The 18,731-nt window shown below is 40.3% G+C and carries 15 protein-coding genes and 1 riboswitch; of the genes, 8 read left to right on the plus strand and 7 right to left on the minus strand.

What is annotated here, in order from left to right; genetic code table 11:
• Positions 1-49: 49 nt before the first annotated feature.
• Positions 50-1,999: a TonB-dependent receptor plug domain-containing protein gene (locus BLP33_RS05425; protein WP_175489934.1), complete on the minus strand. Its 1,950-nt coding sequence runs from the start codon at positions 1,997-1,999 to the stop codon at positions 50-52.
• Between the two features lie 119 nt (positions 2,000-2,118).
• Positions 2,119-2,318: riboswitch (cobalamin riboswitch) on the minus strand.
• Here BLP33_RS05425 and BLP33_RS05430 point away from each other — a divergent pair.
• Both BLP33_RS05430 and BLP33_RS05435 read left to right on the plus strand, forming a co-directional pair.
• A complete protein-coding gene (locus BLP33_RS05430; RefSeq protein ID WP_254780062.1) occupies positions 2,293-3,621 on the plus strand; it encodes a serine hydrolase in 1,329 nt (442 codons plus the stop codon). (Overlaps the previous riboswitch by 26 nt.)
• A 65-nt stretch (positions 3,622-3,686) precedes the next feature.
• Positions 3,687-4,421 (plus strand): SRPBCC family protein, encoded by a 735-nt coding sequence (locus BLP33_RS05435; RefSeq protein WP_090525622.1) that lies wholly within the window; start codon positions 3,687-3,689, stop codon positions 4,419-4,421.
• Positions 4,422-4,488: 67 nt separating this feature from the next.
• Here BLP33_RS05435 and BLP33_RS05440 read toward each other — a convergent pair whose 3' ends face one another.
• From BLP33_RS05440 to BLP33_RS27715, 6 genes are all read right to left on the minus strand, one after another.
• Positions 4,489-5,583 (minus strand): acyltransferase family protein, encoded by a 1,095-nt coding sequence (locus BLP33_RS05440; protein WP_175489935.1) that lies wholly within the window; start codon positions 5,581-5,583, stop codon positions 4,489-4,491.
• Between the two features lie 58 nt (positions 5,584-5,641).
• On the minus strand, positions 5,642-5,986 hold the full coding sequence (rplT, locus tag BLP33_RS05445) for a 50S ribosomal protein L20 (protein WP_022829871.1): 345 nt from the start codon (positions 5,984-5,986) through the stop codon (positions 5,642-5,644).
• Between the two features lie 81 nt (positions 5,987-6,067).
• Positions 6,068-6,268, minus strand: a complete 201-nt coding sequence (rpmI, locus tag BLP33_RS05450; protein ID WP_090525627.1) for a 50S ribosomal protein L35 — start codon at positions 6,266-6,268, stop codon at positions 6,068-6,070.
• Positions 6,269-6,349: 81 nt separating this feature from the next.
• A complete protein-coding gene (gene infC, locus BLP33_RS05455; protein WP_090525629.1) occupies positions 6,350-6,916 on the minus strand; it encodes a translation initiation factor IF-3 in 567 nt (188 codons plus the stop codon).
• A 1-nt stretch (position 6,917) separates the two neighbouring features.
• On the minus strand, positions 6,918-8,843 hold the full coding sequence (gene thrS, locus BLP33_RS05460; protein WP_090525631.1) for a threonine--tRNA ligase: 1,926 nt from the start codon (positions 8,841-8,843) through the stop codon (positions 6,918-6,920).
• Between the two features lie 229 nt (positions 8,844-9,072).
• Positions 9,073-11,676: a M1 family metallopeptidase gene (locus BLP33_RS27715; RefSeq protein ID WP_175489936.1), complete on the minus strand. Its 2,604-nt coding sequence runs from the start codon at positions 11,674-11,676 to the stop codon at positions 9,073-9,075.
• Positions 11,677-11,894: 218 nt separating this feature from the next.
• On the opposite strand from BLP33_RS27715, the gene BLP33_RS05470 reads away from it, so the two are divergent.
• The 6 genes from BLP33_RS05470 to rseP all read left to right on the plus strand — a co-directional run bounded on the left by BLP33_RS05470 (position 11,895) and on the right by rseP (position 18,668).
• Positions 11,895-12,845 (plus strand): glycosyltransferase family 2 protein, encoded by a 951-nt coding sequence (locus BLP33_RS05470; protein ID WP_090525633.1) that lies wholly within the window; start codon positions 11,895-11,897, stop codon positions 12,843-12,845.
• Between the two features lie 97 nt (positions 12,846-12,942).
• Positions 12,943-13,911, plus strand: a complete 969-nt coding sequence (locus BLP33_RS05475) for a glycosyltransferase family 2 protein (RefSeq protein ID WP_090525635.1) — start codon at positions 12,943-12,945, stop codon at positions 13,909-13,911.
• Between the two features lie 5 nt (positions 13,912-13,916).
• Positions 13,917-14,618 (plus strand): hypothetical protein, encoded by a 702-nt coding sequence (locus BLP33_RS05480; protein ID WP_090525637.1) that lies wholly within the window; start codon positions 13,917-13,919, stop codon positions 14,616-14,618.
• Positions 14,619-14,620: 2 nt separating this feature from the next.
• Complete coding sequence (locus tag BLP33_RS05485) at positions 14,621-16,120, plus strand: GH3 auxin-responsive promoter family protein (RefSeq protein WP_090525639.1); 1,500 nt, start codon at positions 14,621-14,623, stop codon at positions 16,118-16,120.
• Between the two features lie 6 nt (positions 16,121-16,126).
• Entirely contained in the window at positions 16,127-17,314 is a 1,188-nt protein-coding gene (locus BLP33_RS05490) for a 1-deoxy-D-xylulose-5-phosphate reductoisomerase (RefSeq protein WP_218117146.1), read from the plus strand.
• A 19-nt stretch (positions 17,315-17,333) separates the two neighbouring features.
• Entirely contained in the window at positions 17,334-18,668 is a 1,335-nt protein-coding gene (rseP, locus tag BLP33_RS05495; protein WP_090525641.1) for an RIP metalloprotease RseP, read from the plus strand.
• The last annotated feature ends 63 nt before the right edge of the window (positions 18,669-18,731 follow it).

An 18,731-nucleotide genomic window follows, 5' to 3' on the forward strand; every position in this document is an offset into this window, starting at 1 on the left:
TTTTATATATGGCGTAAAATTACTTAATAATCCGAACAATACGCAAACGCTATTTAAATTGATACCTGGCACCAAGCATGAAGTTGATACCACGGGTGTTATATCCTAACCAATCTACGTATTTGGTATCCAAAACGTTGTTCAGATCGCCAAAAACATTTAGATTTTTGGTTGCCTTGTATTCCAAATGTAAATCTACCAGGTTATAGTGTTTCAATGTAATCACTTCCGATCCATTGTTTGTAAAAGTCAGGTCAGTACGGTTGCCTGTATATTTGTAGTTAACGCCAACCTGAAAATCGTTTAAAATATCATAACTGATGTTGGTACCTAAAGTACTTTTAGGCCTGCGGTAAAGGTTGCCGGTTTGTGTACCGGCTTCGTCGGTTAGTTTACCTGTTACATAAGCGTAATATGCAGATGCATGAATGTTATTATCGTGATATTTTAATTCGGTTTCAAAGCCTTTATCTTTTTGCTGTTGCCCGTTTGCATATTGACTATAAGGAGGGCCAGACAGGTTTTTAAAATAGATAACATCTTTGGTATTGCGCTTGAAAAACTGGGTATTAAATGAAAGGGTATTCTTAACAATATCCCAATCAAAACCTGCTTCATATGATGTTGTGATTTCAGGGTTTAATTTAGCATTACCATATTCTGAAAACAACTGATATAACGAAGGTGATTTGAAGGCCGAAGCTATGGTGCCAAAGATCTTAAACTGATCGGCAAGGAATAATGATGGGTTGATGGTGTAGGTAAACTTGTCGCCATATTTGCTATGGTTGTTGTACCTGCCACCTAACTCCATGTGGAAGATATCGTATTTGAAAAATAACGACGTATAAGCGCTGAATATGTTATTAGCAGCATCACCAGCTTTAATAATGCTCGGCACACCCGGATAAGATGTTGATTCATACAGACTGTACTGGCTTGTGTTGCTGTATTTAAAGGCCGCACCGCTGGTAATATCAAAATACTTATTCAATTCATAATTAAACACAGCTTCGACATTGGTTATACGACCTGTATTTTTTGTAACCTGGTGGGTTCCGTAATTGTCAGATGGCAGGTTATTGAAATCATTTTGAACCGTATTTTGCGACAGGTTCACGTTGAGGTTACCTTTTGGTAAAATCAATTTTGCACCTATGCCACCAAATAAAAATGTGTTTTTATAAGTGTAATCATTGTCGTTTATAAAAGAACCGTAAGGCAGATCACCAGTATTGTGGCTCACCTGCAGGTTTCCATTAAGAATAAATTTAGATGAGACATTTTGGCTCAGGTTTACACTGGCCGAACGTTGGTGAAAACCATCTTTCTTAAAATCGCCTTTGCCAGTGGTATCTGTAGCCGCGGCAAAGCCTTTTGAATCGGTATTTGACAGATTAATGGCTATGCCTGTATTTTTCACCTGTCCAATTAATGAGGCCGACTCTTTGAACGTATTATAGCTGCCACCTGTTAGCTGCAATCCACCGGTTAATCCTTGCTGTTTAGCTTTTTTTGTGATGATATTAATAACGCCTGCTACAGCATCAGAACCATACAGCGTTGAACCGCTTCCTTTCAAGATCTCGATATGATCTATCAGATCCAGCGAAAAAGCGTTAAGATCATAACTACCATCAATGCCCGAAGCATTGTTTACCGGAAAACCATCAACCAGGATAAGGGTATTGCCAGATGAAGCCCCGCGCAGGAAAACCGATGTGCTGATACCGGGGGCATTATTTGCACCAGAAAAAGTTATCCCGGCAACCGTATTTAATAATTGAGGCAATGATTTGCCCTGCGATTTATTGATCTCATCGGCAGAAATGATGGTAACAACGCGGCCAATGTCTGACAGTTTTTTAGGCGACCGGCTTGCAGTTACTACTACCGTATTGAGTGTGCGTGTGGTATCCTGTGCATATGCTGCTGAGGTAGATAACCCAACAGTTAACAAACCGAATCCTAAAATAATTTTAGCGTACTTTTTTTCCATGTATGATTGATATGTATAAAATAATAATGCAGCCTTAATAGCATACACGGAAATGAATAAAATGAAAACACGCCAAACGAAGAGCATTCACATCCAAGCTTCAATCCCCGAAAGCTATGAATAACATATAATGCCTTGGCAGGTCTTCTGACTTGCTCCCCATTTTGCCTGGCCTTCCCTCCTGTTTACAGAAAGTGGCTGTATAGATTTGGCAACGGTTACGGAGCTTACAGCTGCGGGACAGTTACGGATTTACACCGTATTCCCTTTTAATTCATTAAAAAAATAGTTTAATGAAACCTAAAGCGCTGCAAAAGTACAATAAGTATCTGTTAACCTCAAACTACATAACTATATTTATCATGATGAAATATTGCTGCATTTTATTATTGATGATGGGCGCGCTTGGCAGTTTTGCCCAACATCCCGATACCGTTTTTCTGAAAGGTTTACTATATAGCAATCCCGAACTATTTTCAGGCGTTTTGAACCATCCTGCACAAAACGAAATACAGATCCTATATACCCGGATCGACAGGGATAAAGACAATGTTCCGCACTTTACTTCATACAGCTATCATCTTAATGCGCATCATTATTTTTACCCCGCGAGCACGGTAAAGCTTCCAACGGCCATTTTTGCGCTTGAGAAACTTAACGAATTAAAAATAAAAGGCTTAAGCCGCAAATCGGTCATGATTACTGATAGCGCATTTGCCGGCCAGACTAAAGTTAAAATAGATACATCATCCTCAACAGGTTTGCCGAGTATCGAAAATTATATTAAAAAGATCTTGCTGGTAAGCGATAATGATGCATATAACCGGCTCTATGAATTTGTCGGCCGTGCAGAGATCAATCAAAAGCTAAAGAAGTATCATCTTAACAATACCCGTATTGTAGGCAGGTTAGCCATAGGTGATGCAGGCGAAAGCACAAAGCACACCAACCCTATTGATTTTTACAATGATAATAAGCTAATTTATCAGAAACCGGCGCTATATGATGCGTCAAATTATCCCATGCACCTGGAAAACATGCTGCAGGGTAAAGCTTATTTAGATAGCAGCGAACGGTTGGTTAACAAGCCTCTTGACTTTTCTGAAAAGAATGTTTACTCTCTCGCCGATCAGCAAATGGTGCTTAAAAGGTTGTTGTTTCCTGAAACTTGCCCTAAAAAGCAACGCTTTAATTTAACGATAGATGACTATCGCTTCATTTACCGTTATATGAGTACCTTCCCCACCGAAAACACCAAACCCACCTATCGCCGCCCCGAATATTTCCCGGCTTATTGCAAGTTTTTGTTCTATGGCGGAGACAGTACAGCAGTTATTAACCCTGACATCAGGATCTTTAATAAAGTTGGTGATAGTTATGGTTATGATATTGATAATGCATATATCGTAGATTTTAAAAACAATGTTGAGTTCATGCTCAGTGCCGTCGTGCAATCAAATGAAGATGGGATACTGAACGATAATAAATACGAGTACACAACGGTATGCCTGCCTTTCCTGAAAAACCTTGGCCAGGTGATATACCAATATGAACTCAAGCGCCCTAAAAAACACCTGCCCCATTTAACTAAATTTAAATTTACTTATAGCAAAAAGCAATAAAATTCACTTCTGGAAAACTTAGTAGCCCTAAAGGTGTTTTAAAAACGATAACTATTTAAAAACCTATGGCAACTACAATAGTAAAATATACCGACAACTTCCCTGTGCTTTATGGAGATGACCGCATAAACCTGAATTGGCCCGAACGCTTTACGTCCATCGCAGGTGGTATGAAGCTCGGTTTCTCAGGTTTTAAAAATATTTTTAAAAACCCGTTTGCAAGTATCGTAAAAATAGGTGCCGGTGGCTATTTGTTAAACAGGGGCATCACAGGGCATTGTGAGCTTTACAAACGTATTGGTAAACTATCCACCAATCCCATAAATGTAAATATTCGTTCGTCGTTTATTGTAAATAAACCCCGGCAAAAGGTTTATGAATTTTGGCGCAAGCTTGATAACCTGCCCCTTTTTATGAAACACCTGGAAAGTGTGGAGGTCATCGACTCTAAATATTCACACTGGGTTTTGAAGCTTCCCAAAAATGTAGCTACAATCAGCTGGCATGCCGAAATTGTCCATGACGAACCTAATGAAGTGATCGGCTGGAGTTCGCTGTCTGATTCGATGATTAATAATGCGGGTAAAATTCGTTTTCAGGATACGGTTGACGGGCAGGGTACCATTGTTGATGTGGTGATCAGTTATCAGCCCCCGGCAGGCGGTGTAGGCGCAGGCATAGCCAAAATACTAAACCCGGTATTCAAAAATATGGTTGATAAGGATATTCAGAACTTTAAACAGTATATGGATATCAATAACGATCCGGATGAGTTTGTTGAAGTAATTGTCGTCAAATAAAAAAATAACACCTTTATCCAAGGGCGCTCAGGTAATGCGAGCGCCTTTATATCTTACAACAATAGCATCATTTATGGGTGAATTTTGATTTGAGTTTTAGAAAACGCCGTTCATAAAGATAATACGATAATAAAGGGACAGTAATCAAACCCAATACATTGTTAGGAAATATGCTTAATAGCATTTTACTATCCCGGCCGGTAAATAACTGTTGCCATATGTATATGCCATAAGATAGAATACCAATAAATGATAGAAATTTATTGTTTAACACCTTAAAAATCCAATCGTTTGCGGGTACGATATTGCTTAAAATTAAATAGCCGGTAATTACTGAAATCGCCAGGTTTACGTACAGTGATTTTAAGGTATAAAATTCGTCAAAGCGCAATCCAAACATCAATATTATAGCCAAAATATTGCCAGCTGCCTTTGTTTGTTTGAGCCAAATTACATTCAAAATTTCTTTGGACGCCATCAACGCAAAAAAACAGCCGACACCAATTGATTGAAACTTTATAAAATAGTGAGTAAAACAGTAAATAATGCCACGATTCAAAACCGGAACAAACTGTTGCACTGTACACAATAGCGGCAATGCGAATACAATGCTGATAATAATATAATAAAATGCAGTTCTGTTGATCTTTAAAATAAAAGGAAAAAGGAGATAAAATTGTTCTTCAACCGATAACGACCAATAATGACTGAAGTAATAAGTGAAATCATGGCTGCGGAAATAGCTAAAATTCATTAGATATAATGCCGAGCCAAAAAATTGAATCCAGGAAATGTTTAAACTATAGAAATGGTTTAATAAAAACACCACTCCAATATATAAATAGGCTAAAGGAAATATTCGCAAAAAACGCCTGATATAAAATTTTTTTAGCGATAAGCCACCTGTTACTTCTTTTTCTTTTAAACATAGGCTCGTAATTAAAAAACCACTTATTACAAAGAAAATGTTTACTCCCAACCCACCATTGAATATTGTAGTATAAAAATAATTATCAGATAACTGAAGGTGGTAAAATACAACCAGGATAATTGAAATGCCGCGAAATCCATTTAAAGAGTAATAATAGTTACTGCGCAATAAGCTGGATAAGACAGGCTGTCCCTCCTTGTTTGATGTCATACCATAAAAATAGACACTCAAATAATTAAAACAAAAAAGGCCGCAAATTGCGGCCTCTCTCATGCATTAGAATGCGATATTATTTTACTGCATCAACAACTGCTTTGAAAGCGTCTGGGTTGTTCATTGCTAAGTCAGCCAATACTTTACGGTTTAAACCGATTTCTTTAGCGGCTAATTTACCCATCAACTGAGAGTAAGAAATTCCGTGCTGACGGGCACCAGCGTTAATACGTTGGATCCATAAAGCCCTGAACTCTCTCTTTTTGGTTTTACGGTCGCGGTAAGCGTATTGTAAACCTTTTTCAACTGTGTTTTTTGCAATGGTGTATACCTTGCTACGTGAACCCCAATAACCTTTGGCGAGGTTCATGATCCTTTTCCTGCGTCTTCTCGACGCTACTGCGTTAACTGAACGTGGCATCTTGTGTGTTTTTTGGTAGTGAGTGCCTGCATCTCGTGTGCCGGACTTAAAACTCTAATACCTGGTTTTAAAATTTGTGAATTACTTTCCGATACAAAGCATACGTTTTACGTTACCCATGTCGGCATCAGATACTAAGCTGGTTTGACCAAGGGCACGCTTACGTTTTGTCGACATCTTGGTTAAGATGTGGCTTTTGTATGCGTTTTTTCTTGCGATTTTACCGGTTCCAGTAAGCTTAAAGCGCTTTTTAGCACTGGAATTGGTTTTCATTTTTGGCATAACTCTATTTATTTGTGTTAGATATTAACGTTTCTCAACGTTTTATTTTCAAACCCCGATCCTGAGACCGAGGTTATTTAATTACTTTTTAGCTGCCTTAGGTGCAAGGGTTAAAAACATCCTTTTTCCTTCAAGCTTTGGCAACTGCTCCACTTTGCCTACTTCTTCCAATGCCTGGGCAAAACGAAGTAGTAAGATCTCGCCTTGTTCTTTGTAAACAATGGCACGACCTTTAAAGTGTACGTAAGCCCTTACCTTTTCGCCAGCTTCCAAAAACTTAATGGCATGCTTTAATTTAAACTCAAAGTCATGGTCATCAGTGTTAGGTCCGAAACGGATTTCTTTGATAACCGTTTGCTTGGCATTGCTTTTTATCTCTTTAAGCTTTTTCTTTTGCTCGTAAATAAACTTATTGTAATCAGTTACTTTACAAACCGGTGGTACGGCGTTCGGAGATATTTCAACCAAATCCAGTTCCTGCTCCTGCGCTATTGCAAGGGCATCTCTTAATGAGTAAACTCCCTGCTCAACGTTATCACCTACAAGGCGAACTTCCTGAGCCCTAATGAATTGGTTTATGTTATGTTCGGCTTCTTTTTTCTTAAAAGGAAGCCTTGGTCCTCTATTGAAAGGTTTGTTTAATGCCAAGTTATACTGTTATTTCTTTAGTTATCTGTTCTTTAAAATCTTCAATGCTCATACTTCCCAAATCGCCAGTACCATGTTTACGTACAGAAATCAAGCCTTCGGCAGCTTCTTTTTCGCCCACAACCAGCATGTAAGGGATTTTTTTGACTTCAGCATCACGTATCTTTCTGCCTATTTTCTCGTCCCTGAAGTCGATTAGCCCGCAAATATCGGAATCTTTTAATATATCAGAAACTTTTTTTGCATATTCTTCATATTTTTCTGATATGGGAAGTATAATGAACTGTTCGGGCGATAACCACAGCGGGAAATTACCGGCGCAATGCTCTATTAATACCGCTATAAAGCGTTCCATCGAACCAAACGGAGCCCTGTGAATCATTACCGGGCGGTGTTTTTGGTTATCGCTTCCGGTATATTCCAGTTCAAAGCGCTCTGGCAGGTTATAATCAACCTGGATAGTACCCAATTGCCACTTACGGCCAAGGGCATCTTTTACCATAAAATCAAGCTTAGGGCCATAAAACGCAGCCTCACCGTATTCAACAACGGTAGGCAAACCTTTTTCGGCTGCTGCCTCAATGATGGCATTCTCGGCCAATGCCCAGTTTTCGTCACTGCCAATATATTTAGCATGGTTTTCAGGATCGCGCAATGATACCTGTGCAATGTAGTTATCAAAGCCCAAAGCTTTAAACACATACAATACAAGGTCAATTACTTTTTTAAACTCTTCTTTTACCTGGTCCGGTCGACAAAATAAGTGGGCATCGTCCTGAGTAAAGCCACGTACACGGGTTAAACCGTGCAACTCGCCGCTCTGCTCATAACGGTACACAGTACCAAACTCAGCAAAACGAACCGGCAGGTCTTTGTATGAACGCGGTTTTGTTTTGTAGATTTCGCAATGGTGAGGGCAGTTCATCGGTTTTAAGAAAAACTCCTCTCCTTCCTGCGGGGTCTTTATCGGCTGGAATGAATCGGCACCGTATTTTTCATAGTGACCCGATGTTACATACAGATTTTTATGACCAATATGCGGAGTGATTACCTGCTCATAACCTGCCTTTACCTGTGCTTTTTGTAAAAAGTTCACAAGGCGTTCGCGCAATGCAGTTCCTTTAGGTAACCACAATGGTAGCCCCATGCCTACTTTTTCCGAAAAGGCAAACAGCTCGAGTTCCTTACCCAATTTGCGGTGATCGCGCTTTTTGGCTTCTTCGATCATGTGCAGATATTCGGTAAGCTCGCTGGCTTTAGGGAAAGTAACACCATAAATACGGGTTAACTGCTTACGGGTTTCATCGCCGCGCCAGTAGGCCCCGGCAACACTCATAAGTTTAACCGCCTTTATAAAGCCTGTATTAGGGATGTGCGGCCCGCGGCACAAGTCGGTAAAGTTACCTTGTGTATAAAAGGTAATTGAGCCGTCGGGCAGGTCTTTGATCAGGTCAAGCTTGTACTCATCGCCTTTTTCTGTGAAATACACAATAGCATCAGCCTTGCTCACCGGTTTGCGGATGTACTCCTCTTTAGTTTTAGCAAGTTCAATCATTTTATCCTCTATCTGCTTAAACTCGTCAGAAGATAAAACCTTGTCGCCAAAGTCAACATCGTAATAAAAACCTGTTTCAATAGCCGGACCGATACCAAATTTAGTACCCGGATAAAGGGCTTCCAAAGCTTCGGCCATTAAGTGGGCCGATGAATGCCAGAAAGTCGACTTTCCATCAGCATCATTCCAGGTTAATAATTTAACATGGGCATCCTGCTCAATGGGGCGACTTGCGTCCCAAACCTGACCGTCAACTTCGGCCGCTAATACGTTACGAGCTAATCCTTCGGAAATCGACTGTGCGATTTGCATTGAAGAGATCCCTTTGTCATACTGACGAACGGATCCATCAGGAAGTGTAATGTTAATCATCTACAACTATGATTTAATTTTTATAAAATTACGTTTAAACGGTCACCTACAAAGTGACCCTCATTTTGTGGGTACAAAAATAGAATTTTAAATAGCATTTAACATCAAAGCAGTTTCAAATTTTTGTTTGATAGGGATTTTCAGACTCACACCATAGAAAATAAAATGGGGCGTCTTCATTTTCATATAAATTGAAAATTAAGATGCCCCATCAGTTTATGTATTGAACCTACTTAAAAGCCTCGTTCGACGGATTTGAATTAACAGATGTCTCTTTAATCTTAAATTCAATTGGTTGCCCAACCAGGATGGCCTTTACAGAGAACGGAATTTTAATACCTCCGTTTATACCTTCGTAGTTACCAAACTCAATAGTCAGGTCATTTGCCCCTTCAATGGTTTGTTTAAGCTTCAACCCTGTTTTTTGGCTGTAATAATTATGAATATGAATTTCAGTACCTATGTTGATATCAACCTCGTAGGCAAGCTCGTTATTTACCACTCTTAAAATAGGCTGCAGCGTTATATTTTGATTTATCCGTTCATAATCAAGTTCAGGAAACGGGCGACTTTTAAGTTTGATCATTTTTTTAGCTGCATCATCAAGCTGTACATCCCTGTTAACCTGTCGTGCTTTTATGCTATCGCCATTAAGTGTTATATGCGACACAACAAGGTTATTATATGAAGGCACTATTGCTTCCTGGTAGTACTTATCAGGCATTTTATACCGGGTTACCAATTGCACGTCAGCGCCTTGTATATTACCAACTGCCGATGTTTGCAGATCGCGAATATTTTTTAGTTTGTCGGCACCGCCAATGGCATCTAAATACGCCTTGATTACAGTACTTGCAGTTGTGCCTTGTGGAATCGGCAGCCCGCTATATGAGTTATTTTCGGGATTAACATCAGGTAAATTATGATCAGGATCGATGGTTGCATAAGCAATTTTCGAGGTCGATTTGTACGGGAAGGTCCAGGTATCGCCGCGCTGCCAGATCTCAGCCGGAAGCTTTACAATGCCGGTTTTTCCGTTCTCTTCTTTAATTGATATGGTAACCGGCAATGCCATTTCTTCCAGGTTTACAATGGTGATTGTAGCACCTTTGGTGGCATCATTATCTGGATAAGAAATATCTTTTATACCCTGATCAACTTTCCAGGTGGTAAAAAACCATTCGTTCCAAAACCAGCTCAGGTCCTCACCTGCGGCATTATCCATCGTATGGAAAAAATCCCAGGGAGTTGGATGTTTAAAAGCCCAGCGTTTGATATAGGTTTTAAATGCATAATCAAAACGCTCTTCACCTAAGATCTGTTCGCGTAAAATAGTTAATCCTAAGGCCGGTTTTTCATAAGCAGCAACTGCTAAAAAATCCTCCTGTATCACATCGGGCGTATTCATAATAGCCTCAGCACCTGGGCTAAATAAATAAGCGGCACTTTTTTGCTGATCGGGCTTTTCATAATATTCACCCTTGTTAAATACCTTGGTATCAACATTATTTAAAAAGGTGTTAAAACCCTCGTCCATCCAGGCGTATTTACGTTCATTTGAACCGACGATCATCGGGAACCAGTTATGGCCAAACTCGTGGTTGGTAACCTCCCACAAACCCCCGTTTTGATTATTTGAGCCACAGAATACGATACCCGGGTACTCCATCCCTCCTACTATACCGGCCACATTAGTAGCTACAGGATAAGTATATTCAAACCATTTATCACTATATAGTTCAATTGCGGCTTTAACATATTCGGTTGAGCGGCCATACGAGTTATTCCCTTTAGCCTCAACTGGATAAACTGATTGTGCAAGAGCTTTTTTACCACTCGGCAAATTGATGCGTGCGGCGTCCCAGATAAATGCTTTTGACGCAGCCCAGGCCACATCACGGGCGTTTTTACACATAAAATGCCATGTGAGCGTCGGCTTTTTCGGGTAATCGTTATTACGTAAAATATCAGTCGAATCTTTAATGATAACTGTTTTATCACTCTTACGGGCTTCGGCCAAACGGTTTATCGAGGTAGGTGATAATACTTCAGCAGGGTTAAGCAGTTCGCCCGATCCAGCTACAACCAAACTTGCAGGCGCGGTAATAGTATAATCAAAATTGCCGTACTCCAGGTAAAACTCGCTTGCACCAAGATATGGTATGGTGTTCCATCCGGTTACATCGTCGTAAACTTCCATGCGTGGGTACCACTGCGCAATTTCATAGATCCAGCCATTTTTACTATGCTGACGGCCCATTCTGTCGGTACCATATTCGGGAATATCAAAACCGTATTCAATCTTGATCTGCAATTTGCTCCCGGCTGCACGTAATGAATCTTTAAGCTTGATCTGCATACGGGTATCAGTGATCAGGTAATCGGCTTTCAGCGTTTTGCCTTTGTTGATGATATAAACCGATTTTATTTCGGCACCCTTTGTATATGATTTATTTGCAAACCTTCCACCCGAAACATTGCTTGTAGATTCGGCACGTGAATCCTCTTTATAAATATTCTGATCTACCTGGAGCCATAAAAACCCAAGCGCATCCGGGCTGTTATTGGTGTAAGTAATTAAAGTACTGCCCTCTATCCGGTGTTTAGCGGTATCAAGCGTAACATCAAGCTTATAATCGGCCCGGTTTTGCCAGTATTTTGGACCTGGAGCACCACTGGCCGTCCTGAACTCACCGCCCCTTTCGGGGTAAAATATAGGGTTAAATACTTTGTGCTGATCATACTTGGGTGCTGCCTGATCTGCATTTTGCGCTTTTACTTCACCGGCATAAATGCCTAAAACCAATAACAACGCGGCTTTGTAGAATTTCATTAACTGTGTTTTAATTGTGAGGGAAAGATATTAAAATATATTTGACTTGAAACGTAATTGCTTGGTTACGTAGTATCAGGCTCATTTGTTTATAACAATTACGAATAAACTATTTTGCTAAAATGGCCGTTGATACATTGTTGCAAATCAATCCCTATTTTTTATATTTTTGCGGATGATTTACGGCACATACAGGTCGTTGATCGCAGCCCTAATAAATGGATATATCAGTTGTAGTACCTCTTTACGATGAAGTAGAATCATTACCCGAATTAACCTCATGGATTAGCCGGGTAATGGACGAAAACCGTTTTACTTACGAGATAATTTTGGTTGACGATGGCAGCAAGGACGGATCATGGGAAATGATCAGGAAGCTGCAAACCGGTAATCCTTTTATCAAAGGCATTAAATTCAGGCGTAATTATGGTAAATCCGCAGCCCTTAACACCGGTTTTATCGCTGCCAAAGGCAATGTGGTGATCACCATGGATGCCGATTTGCAGGATAGTCCGGATGAGATCCCGGAACTTTACCGCCGGATAACTGAAGAGAAATACGACCTTGTTTCGGGCTGGAAAGCAAAAAGGCACGACCCGCTGAGCAAAACTATACCTACCAAACTATTCAACGCGGCAACCCGTCGTATGAGTGGCATCCATAACCTGCATGATTTTAATTGCGGTTTAAAAGCCTATCGTAATGTTGTAGTTAAAAACATTGAAATTTATGGCGAGATGCACCGTTATATCCCGGTGCTGGCCAAGTGGGCAGGCTTTACCAAAATTGGCGAACAGGTTGTTGAGCACCGCCCTCGCAAATATGGCAAAACCAAGTTTGGCTTAAGCCGGTTTATCAACGGCTTTCTCGATCTGCTTTCAATTTTCTTTGTAGGTAAATTTGGCAAGCGTCCGATGCACTTTTTTGGTACGCTGGGCACATTGAGCTTTTTTACGGGTTTGATTATGGCCATCTGGATAATTTGGGAAAAGCTTTACAATATAGCACACAACCTAAAATACAGGGATGTAACCACGAGTCCGCTGTTTTATATAGCCTTAGTTGCTATTATATTAGGCTCACAATTGTTTTTAACAGGCTTTGTTGCCGAGCTTGTTTCACGCAGCGCAAGCGAACGTAACCATTACCAAATTGAGGAAACAATTTAATCAGATTTGAGATGTTAGATATGAGATTTGAGACTTTTTGAATACTTGCCTCCTGTCTCATATCTAACATCTTAAATCTCACATCTATTCTAAAAACATGTTTTTTTCCATCATCATTCCTTTATATAACCGACCGCAGGAAATTAAAGAACTGCTGGAAAGCCTCACCTTGCAAACCTATCACAATTTTGAGGTTTTGGTTATTGAAGATGGTTCTGTAAATGATGCTGAAGTCATAGTAAATACCTTTACCGATAAGCTTAACCTGCGTTATTTTAAAAAACAGAATGAAGGCCAGGGTTTTGCACGTAACTTTGGTTTTGAGCGTGCCAAAGGCGATTATTTTGTAATTTTTGACTCGGATTGTTTAGTCCCCCTCAATTACCTCCGAATTGTAAACGATTCATTGGCAAAAAACTATCTCGATGCCTATGGTGGTCCCGATGGCGCACATGAATCTTTTACCCCTACACAAAAAGCCATAAGCTATTCCATGACCTCCCCTTTTACTACCGGAGGTATTCGTGGTAATAAAAAAGGTATAGGGCAGTTTCACCCACGTAGTTTTAACATGGGTGTTTCAAGGCAGGCCTGGGAAAAAGCCGGCGGATTTATTATCACCCGCCTTGGTGAGGATATAGAATACAGCATTAGGATCCATTCGCTGGGCTTTAAAATTGGGTTGATTCCAGATGCAATAGTCTATCATAAACGACGAACCAACTTTTATCAGTTTTATAAGCAGTTGCACTTTTTCGGAAGGGCGCGCATCAATATTTCTAAATTTTTCCCGCAGGAGTTAAAGCTGGTTCATTTTTTCCCGGCTGCTTTTACAGTAGGTGTTATCCTTACTATTATTCTAAACCTATTTGGCTCTGTATTAGCACCTGTAGGTAATTTTATACTGTTGATTTTCACTTTGTTAATATTTTTCCATGCATGGTGGAAAAATAAATCGTTAAAAATCGCATTTTTGAGCATTATAGCTGCCTTCACACAACTTATTGCCTACGGGTTAGGATTTATACAGGATTTTTGGAAGCGGAAAGTTTTAAGTAGATCATAAGCAATATGTACCACCCCTTTTCTGTAGCGGAGACCATTAAAACCGCATGGAATATTTTAAAGAAGAATTTTGCCATAATCTCGGTCTACTCGGTAGTTGCCATGATATTTGTCTTCATATCAGGCTTTGCCGTATTTTATTTTGATGATAATGCAATGGTGAGTTCTATTGGCTTTGTTGTGTTACTGGTTGAAATAACTTTCATATTCTTAGCATTTATAAAGCTGGTATTCAGATTAATGGACAAAGAATACTATGATTTTGATTTTAGCGAGATCATTCCTAAAATCAGGATGCTGGTAAGCTATCTTACGTTATTGGTACTGGTGAGTACATTAGCTGTTTTTGCGACCCACCTGGTTGAAGGTTTAAAAGAAGGTTTCGCCCAGGATTTTTTCAAATTTATTATCGGACTTATTGTTCAGTTCTTTTTTTTGTTCTATTTTCCTATTTGCACCTGTTTCATTGTTGATGACGCGTCGGGGCCGATAGAATCAGTACAACAAAGCTTTTATTTGATAAAGGGGAATTTTTTAAAATATTTCTTGATCTTCATTATAATCGAAATATTGATGCTGGTTGCAGCAATCACCGTTGTAGGGTTAATAATAGCTATTCCATTTGCTAACATAATTTTGATGGCAGCCTATCGCAAACTGGTTTATAGCCACCTTGATGTGGATGATGACCTATCTGAAACCAATTAAAAATGGGATTTAAATCTGCATTAAGTAAAGTATTTGCTGCCTTTGTTAATCGGGAATTAAATAAGGTTCGTAAAAACGCGGTTGCATTTCAGCAAAAGGCATTTACAGATCTGGTGCATGCGGCCAAAGACACCAGTTTTGGTAAAGATCATCAGTTTGAAAAGATCAACAACTACGAGGATTTTAAGCGATTGGTGCCTGTACATGACTATGAAGACCTTCGCCCCTATATCGACCGAGTGGTTAATGGCGAGGAGGATGTGCTATGGCCCGGGAAACCTGCTTATCTCGCCAAAACATCCGGTACAACATCCGGTGTAAAATATATCCCCATTTCTAAAGAAAGCATGCCGGAGCATATCAAAGCGGCACGTAATGCTTTGCTAAGCTATATCCACGAAACCGGTAACTCTGATTTTGTTGATGGCAAATTGATATTTTTGCAGGGCAGCCCCATTTTAGCCGAAAAGCATGGCATTTCAACAGGCAGGCTTTCGGGTATCGTTGCGCATCATGTTCCCGCTTATCTGCAAAAAAACCGCTTGCCCAGCTACGAAACCAATTGCATTGAAGATTGGGAGCAAAAGGTTGAAGCCATTGTAGACGAAACTGTTAATGAAGATATGCGCCTCATCAGTGGGATCCCGCCATGGTGCCAGATGTATTTCGACAGACTTTCGGCCAAAGCAGGAGGTAAAAAGATAAAAGACATTTTCCCAAACTTTAAGCTTTACGTTTATGGAGGAGTTAATTACGAGCCTTACCGCGCCCGTATTGAGGAAAGTATCGGTTTCAAGGTCGATTCGATAGAAACCTACCCGGCATCCGAAGGCTTTATCGCGTTCCAGGATTCACAAAAAGAAAAAGGCCTTTTATTATTAGTTGATTCTGGGATCTTCTACGAGTTTATCCCATCCGATGAGTATTTTAATGAAAGCCCAACCCGCATTAATATTAAAGATGTAGAGTTGAATAGAAACTACGCGCTCATCATGAACACCAGCGCTGGTTTATGGGGCTATAGTATAGGCGATACGATTAAATTTGTTTCAAAAGATCCGTATCGTATTGTCGTAACCGGCCGTATTAAGCATTATATATCGGCTTTTGGTGAACATGTTATAGGCGAAGAGGTAGAGTATGCATTAATGAGCGTGGCTAAAGAAGAGGGCGTTGACGTGGTTGAATTTACCGTTGCACCCCAGGTTAACCCTGCAGCGGGGCAATTACCTTACCATGAATGGTTTATCGAGTTTGGTACAGCCCCTGACAATCTTCAGGCTTTCGCCATAAAAGTGGACAAGGCGTTGCAGAATAAAAATATTTACTATTTTGACCTGATTGAAGGTAACATTTTGCAACCTTTGGTGATCCAAAGCCTGCAAAAAGATGCCTTTATCAATTATATGAGGACTGAAGGTAAACTTGGCGGGCAAAACAAAGTACCACGGCTATCAAACGACAGGAAGATTGCCGAAGGATTAAAGAGTTTTATAAAATAAAGATACTTGAGTAACCAAATAAAAAACATTGCCATCCTTGGCTCAACAGGCAGCATCGGTACACAAACACTTGATGTTATAAGGTGGAACAGCAATTTATTCAGGGCGTTTTTGCTCACAGCACATTCTAATGCCGATTTACTCATCAGCCAGGCTATTGAGTTTGTGCCGGAATATGCCATTATCTGTGATCAAAGCAAATACCAGGAAGTTAAAGAGGCTTTAGCACATTTGCCAATACAGGTACTTGCCGGTCACCAGGCTATCATTGATACAGTAACGCATCCCGAAATTGCGGTTGTGCTAACTGCCATGGTAGGCTTTGCAGGTCTGGAGCCAACAATAGCTGCCATTAAAGCCGGTAAAGACATTGCTCTTGCTAATAAAGAAACATTGGTTGTTGCCGGCGATATCATAACCGCTTTGGCGAAACAAAATGCAGTTCAGATTTTACCGGTTGATTCGGAACATTCAGCAATATTTCAAAGCCTTGTTGGTGAGGAGTATAAGTCGATAGAAAAACTGATCATTACCGCATCGGGCGGTCCTTTCCGTGGCCGTAGTCTCGACTTTTTAGCCAACGTTACCCGTGAGGATGCCCTTAAACACCCCAACTGGGTAATGGGCGCTAAAATAACTATCGACTCGGCATCATTAATGAACAAAGGGCTTGAAGTTATTGAGGCCAAATGGCTGTTTGATATTGAGGCCGATCAGATCGAGGTTGTAGTTCATCCGCAATCTATTATTCACTCACTGGTACAGTTCAGGGATGGATCAATTAAGGCACAATTGGGTTTGCCCGATATGAAGCTACCTATACAGTATGCCCTCACCTATCCCAACCGGATCGAAACGAATTTTAAACGTTTCAGCTTTGCCGACTACGCTAACCTCACTTTCGAAAAACCAGACATGGAAACTTTCCGTAATCTAAGCTTAGCGTACGCTGCGTTAAAACAGGGAGGTAACATACCTTGCATTATCAATGCGGCAAATGAAATAGCGGTTGCCGGGTTTCTTGACCGTAAAATTGGCTTTTTAACTATGAGCGGCATTATTGAAGAATGTATGCAGAAAATAAATTTTATTGCAAAGCCAACCCTAACCGATTATTTGAATACTGACAAAGAAACACGCATCTTTGCGGAAAATTATATACAGCAACTACCTTCAAAAACATTACAGTTTTAATATTACATAGATATAGATAATGAGTATAGTGATCATGGTGGGCCAGCTTATACTGGGCCTTTCAATTTTGATAATCCTGCATGAACTGGGGCATTTCCTGGCGGCACGGGCCTTTGGCATTAAGGTAGAAAAATTCTACCTGTTTTTTGATGCCTGGAACGTGAGCCTGTTTAAATTTACATATAAAGGCGTTGAGTATGGTATTGGCTGGCTACCACTTGGTGGCTATGTTAAAATTGCCGGTATGATTGATGAATCGATGGATACAGAACAAATGGCTGGTCCGCCGCAACCTTGGGAGTTTCGTTCAAAACCAGCTTGGCAGCGCCTTATTGTAATGCTTGGTGGTGTTACGGTAAATGTTATACTGGGCATCTTGATATTTTGGGTGCTAACCATGCGTTTTGGCGATAGTTATATACCTAATTCGGCAGCAAAATACGGTATTGTACCAGGTGAAGTAGGTAAAAAAATAGGCCTTCAAATAGGCGACAAGGTTGTTGCTATCAATGGTAAGCCATTTGAACGTTTTGATGATCTTACAAGTCCGCAGGTATTATTGGATAATACTGTTTTTACCGTGTTGCGTGGCACCCAAACTTTGCAGATCAGCATTCCGCGTACCATCCTAAATGATTTGAACGATCATGATATAGAAGGTTTCATCAGTCGCCTGCCCCGTGCCAAGTTCATTGTTGATTCATTGGAACCGGGCAGTAATGCTGTAAAAGCAGGTTTAAAAAAGGGCGACAGCATTGTAATGGCCAACAATCATCCAATTGTATTTTGGGACGAATTGCAGGCTCAACTATCGGCTAATAAAGGCAAACAGGTTGAACTGGGTATAAAACGCAACCATGAACTGGTTACCTTGAAAGCACAGGTTACGCCAGAAGGCAAGCTGGGCTTTTACCGTGCAAAAAGCGATTTTCCGGATATCAAAACAATAAAGTACGGTTTTTTCGAAGCTTTTCCTATAGGAGCACAAAGAGCATGGGGAACTTTCAGGGATAATGCCAAAGGTATCGGTAAGATTTTCAGAGGTGATGTTAACCCTGGTAAAGCAGTAAGCGGACCGGTAGCTATAGCCAACCTGTTTGGTGGTACTGTTGATTGGGTCCACTTTTGGACATTGGTAGGCTTTCTTTCGATGGTATTGGCATTGATGAACCTTTTGCCTATCCCGGCGCTTGACGGAGGTCACGCGGTATTCCTGATCATTGAAATGATTAAAGGTAAACCGTTGAGCGATAAGTTCCTTGAACGCGCCCAGATTGTAGGCTTTGTAATTTTAGTTACCCTAATGGTATTTGTTTTTGGTAACGATATTGTGAAGCTGGTAATGAAGAAATAGCGATTAGAGATTAGTGATTGGAGGTTAGAGATGCCTCCCAAGCATATAAAACAAGAAAGGTCT

The sequence above is a fragment of the Mucilaginibacter sp. NFR10 genome (assembly GCF_900100445.1).
In the GTDB taxonomy this organism is placed as follows: domain Bacteria; phylum Bacteroidota; class Bacteroidia; order Sphingobacteriales; family Sphingobacteriaceae; genus Mucilaginibacter; species Mucilaginibacter rubeus.

Bases quoted from the DNA above. Each gene is read 5' to 3' on its own strand.
- BLP33_RS05425 (WP_175489934.1), bottom strand. From the start codon at position 1,999: ATGGAAAAAAAGTACGCTAAAATTATTTTAGGATTCGGTTTGTTAACT.
- BLP33_RS05430 (WP_254780062.1), top strand. From the start codon at position 2,293: ATGAAACCTAAAGCGCTGCAAAAGTACAATAAGTATCTGTTAACCTCA.
- BLP33_RS05435 (WP_090525622.1), top strand. From the start codon at position 3,687: ATGGCAACTACAATAGTAAAATATACCGACAACTTCCCTGTGCTTTAT.
- rplT (WP_022829871.1), bottom strand. From the start codon at position 5,986: ATGCCACGTTCAGTTAACGCAGTAGCGTCGAGAAGACGCAGGAAAAGG.
- rpmI (WP_090525627.1), bottom strand. From the start codon at position 6,268: ATGCCAAAAATGAAAACCAATTCCAGTGCTAAAAAGCGCTTTAAGCTT.
- thrS (WP_090525631.1), bottom strand. From the start codon at position 8,843: ATGATTAACATTACACTTCCTGATGGATCCGTTCGTCAGTATGACAAA.
- BLP33_RS27715 (WP_175489936.1), bottom strand. From the start codon at position 11,676: ATGAAATTCTACAAAGCCGCGTTGTTATTGGTTTTAGGCATTTATGCC.
- BLP33_RS05470 (WP_090525633.1), top strand. From the start codon at position 11,895: ATGGATATATCAGTTGTAGTACCTCTTTACGATGAAGTAGAATCATTA.
- BLP33_RS05475 (WP_090525635.1), top strand. From the start codon at position 12,943: ATGTTTTTTTCCATCATCATTCCTTTATATAACCGACCGCAGGAAATT.
- BLP33_RS05480 (WP_090525637.1), top strand. From the start codon at position 13,917: ATGTACCACCCCTTTTCTGTAGCGGAGACCATTAAAACCGCATGGAAT.
- BLP33_RS05485 (WP_090525639.1), top strand. From the start codon at position 14,621: ATGGGATTTAAATCTGCATTAAGTAAAGTATTTGCTGCCTTTGTTAAT.
- rseP (WP_090525641.1), top strand. From the start codon at position 17,334: ATGAGTATAGTGATCATGGTGGGCCAGCTTATACTGGGCCTTTCAATT.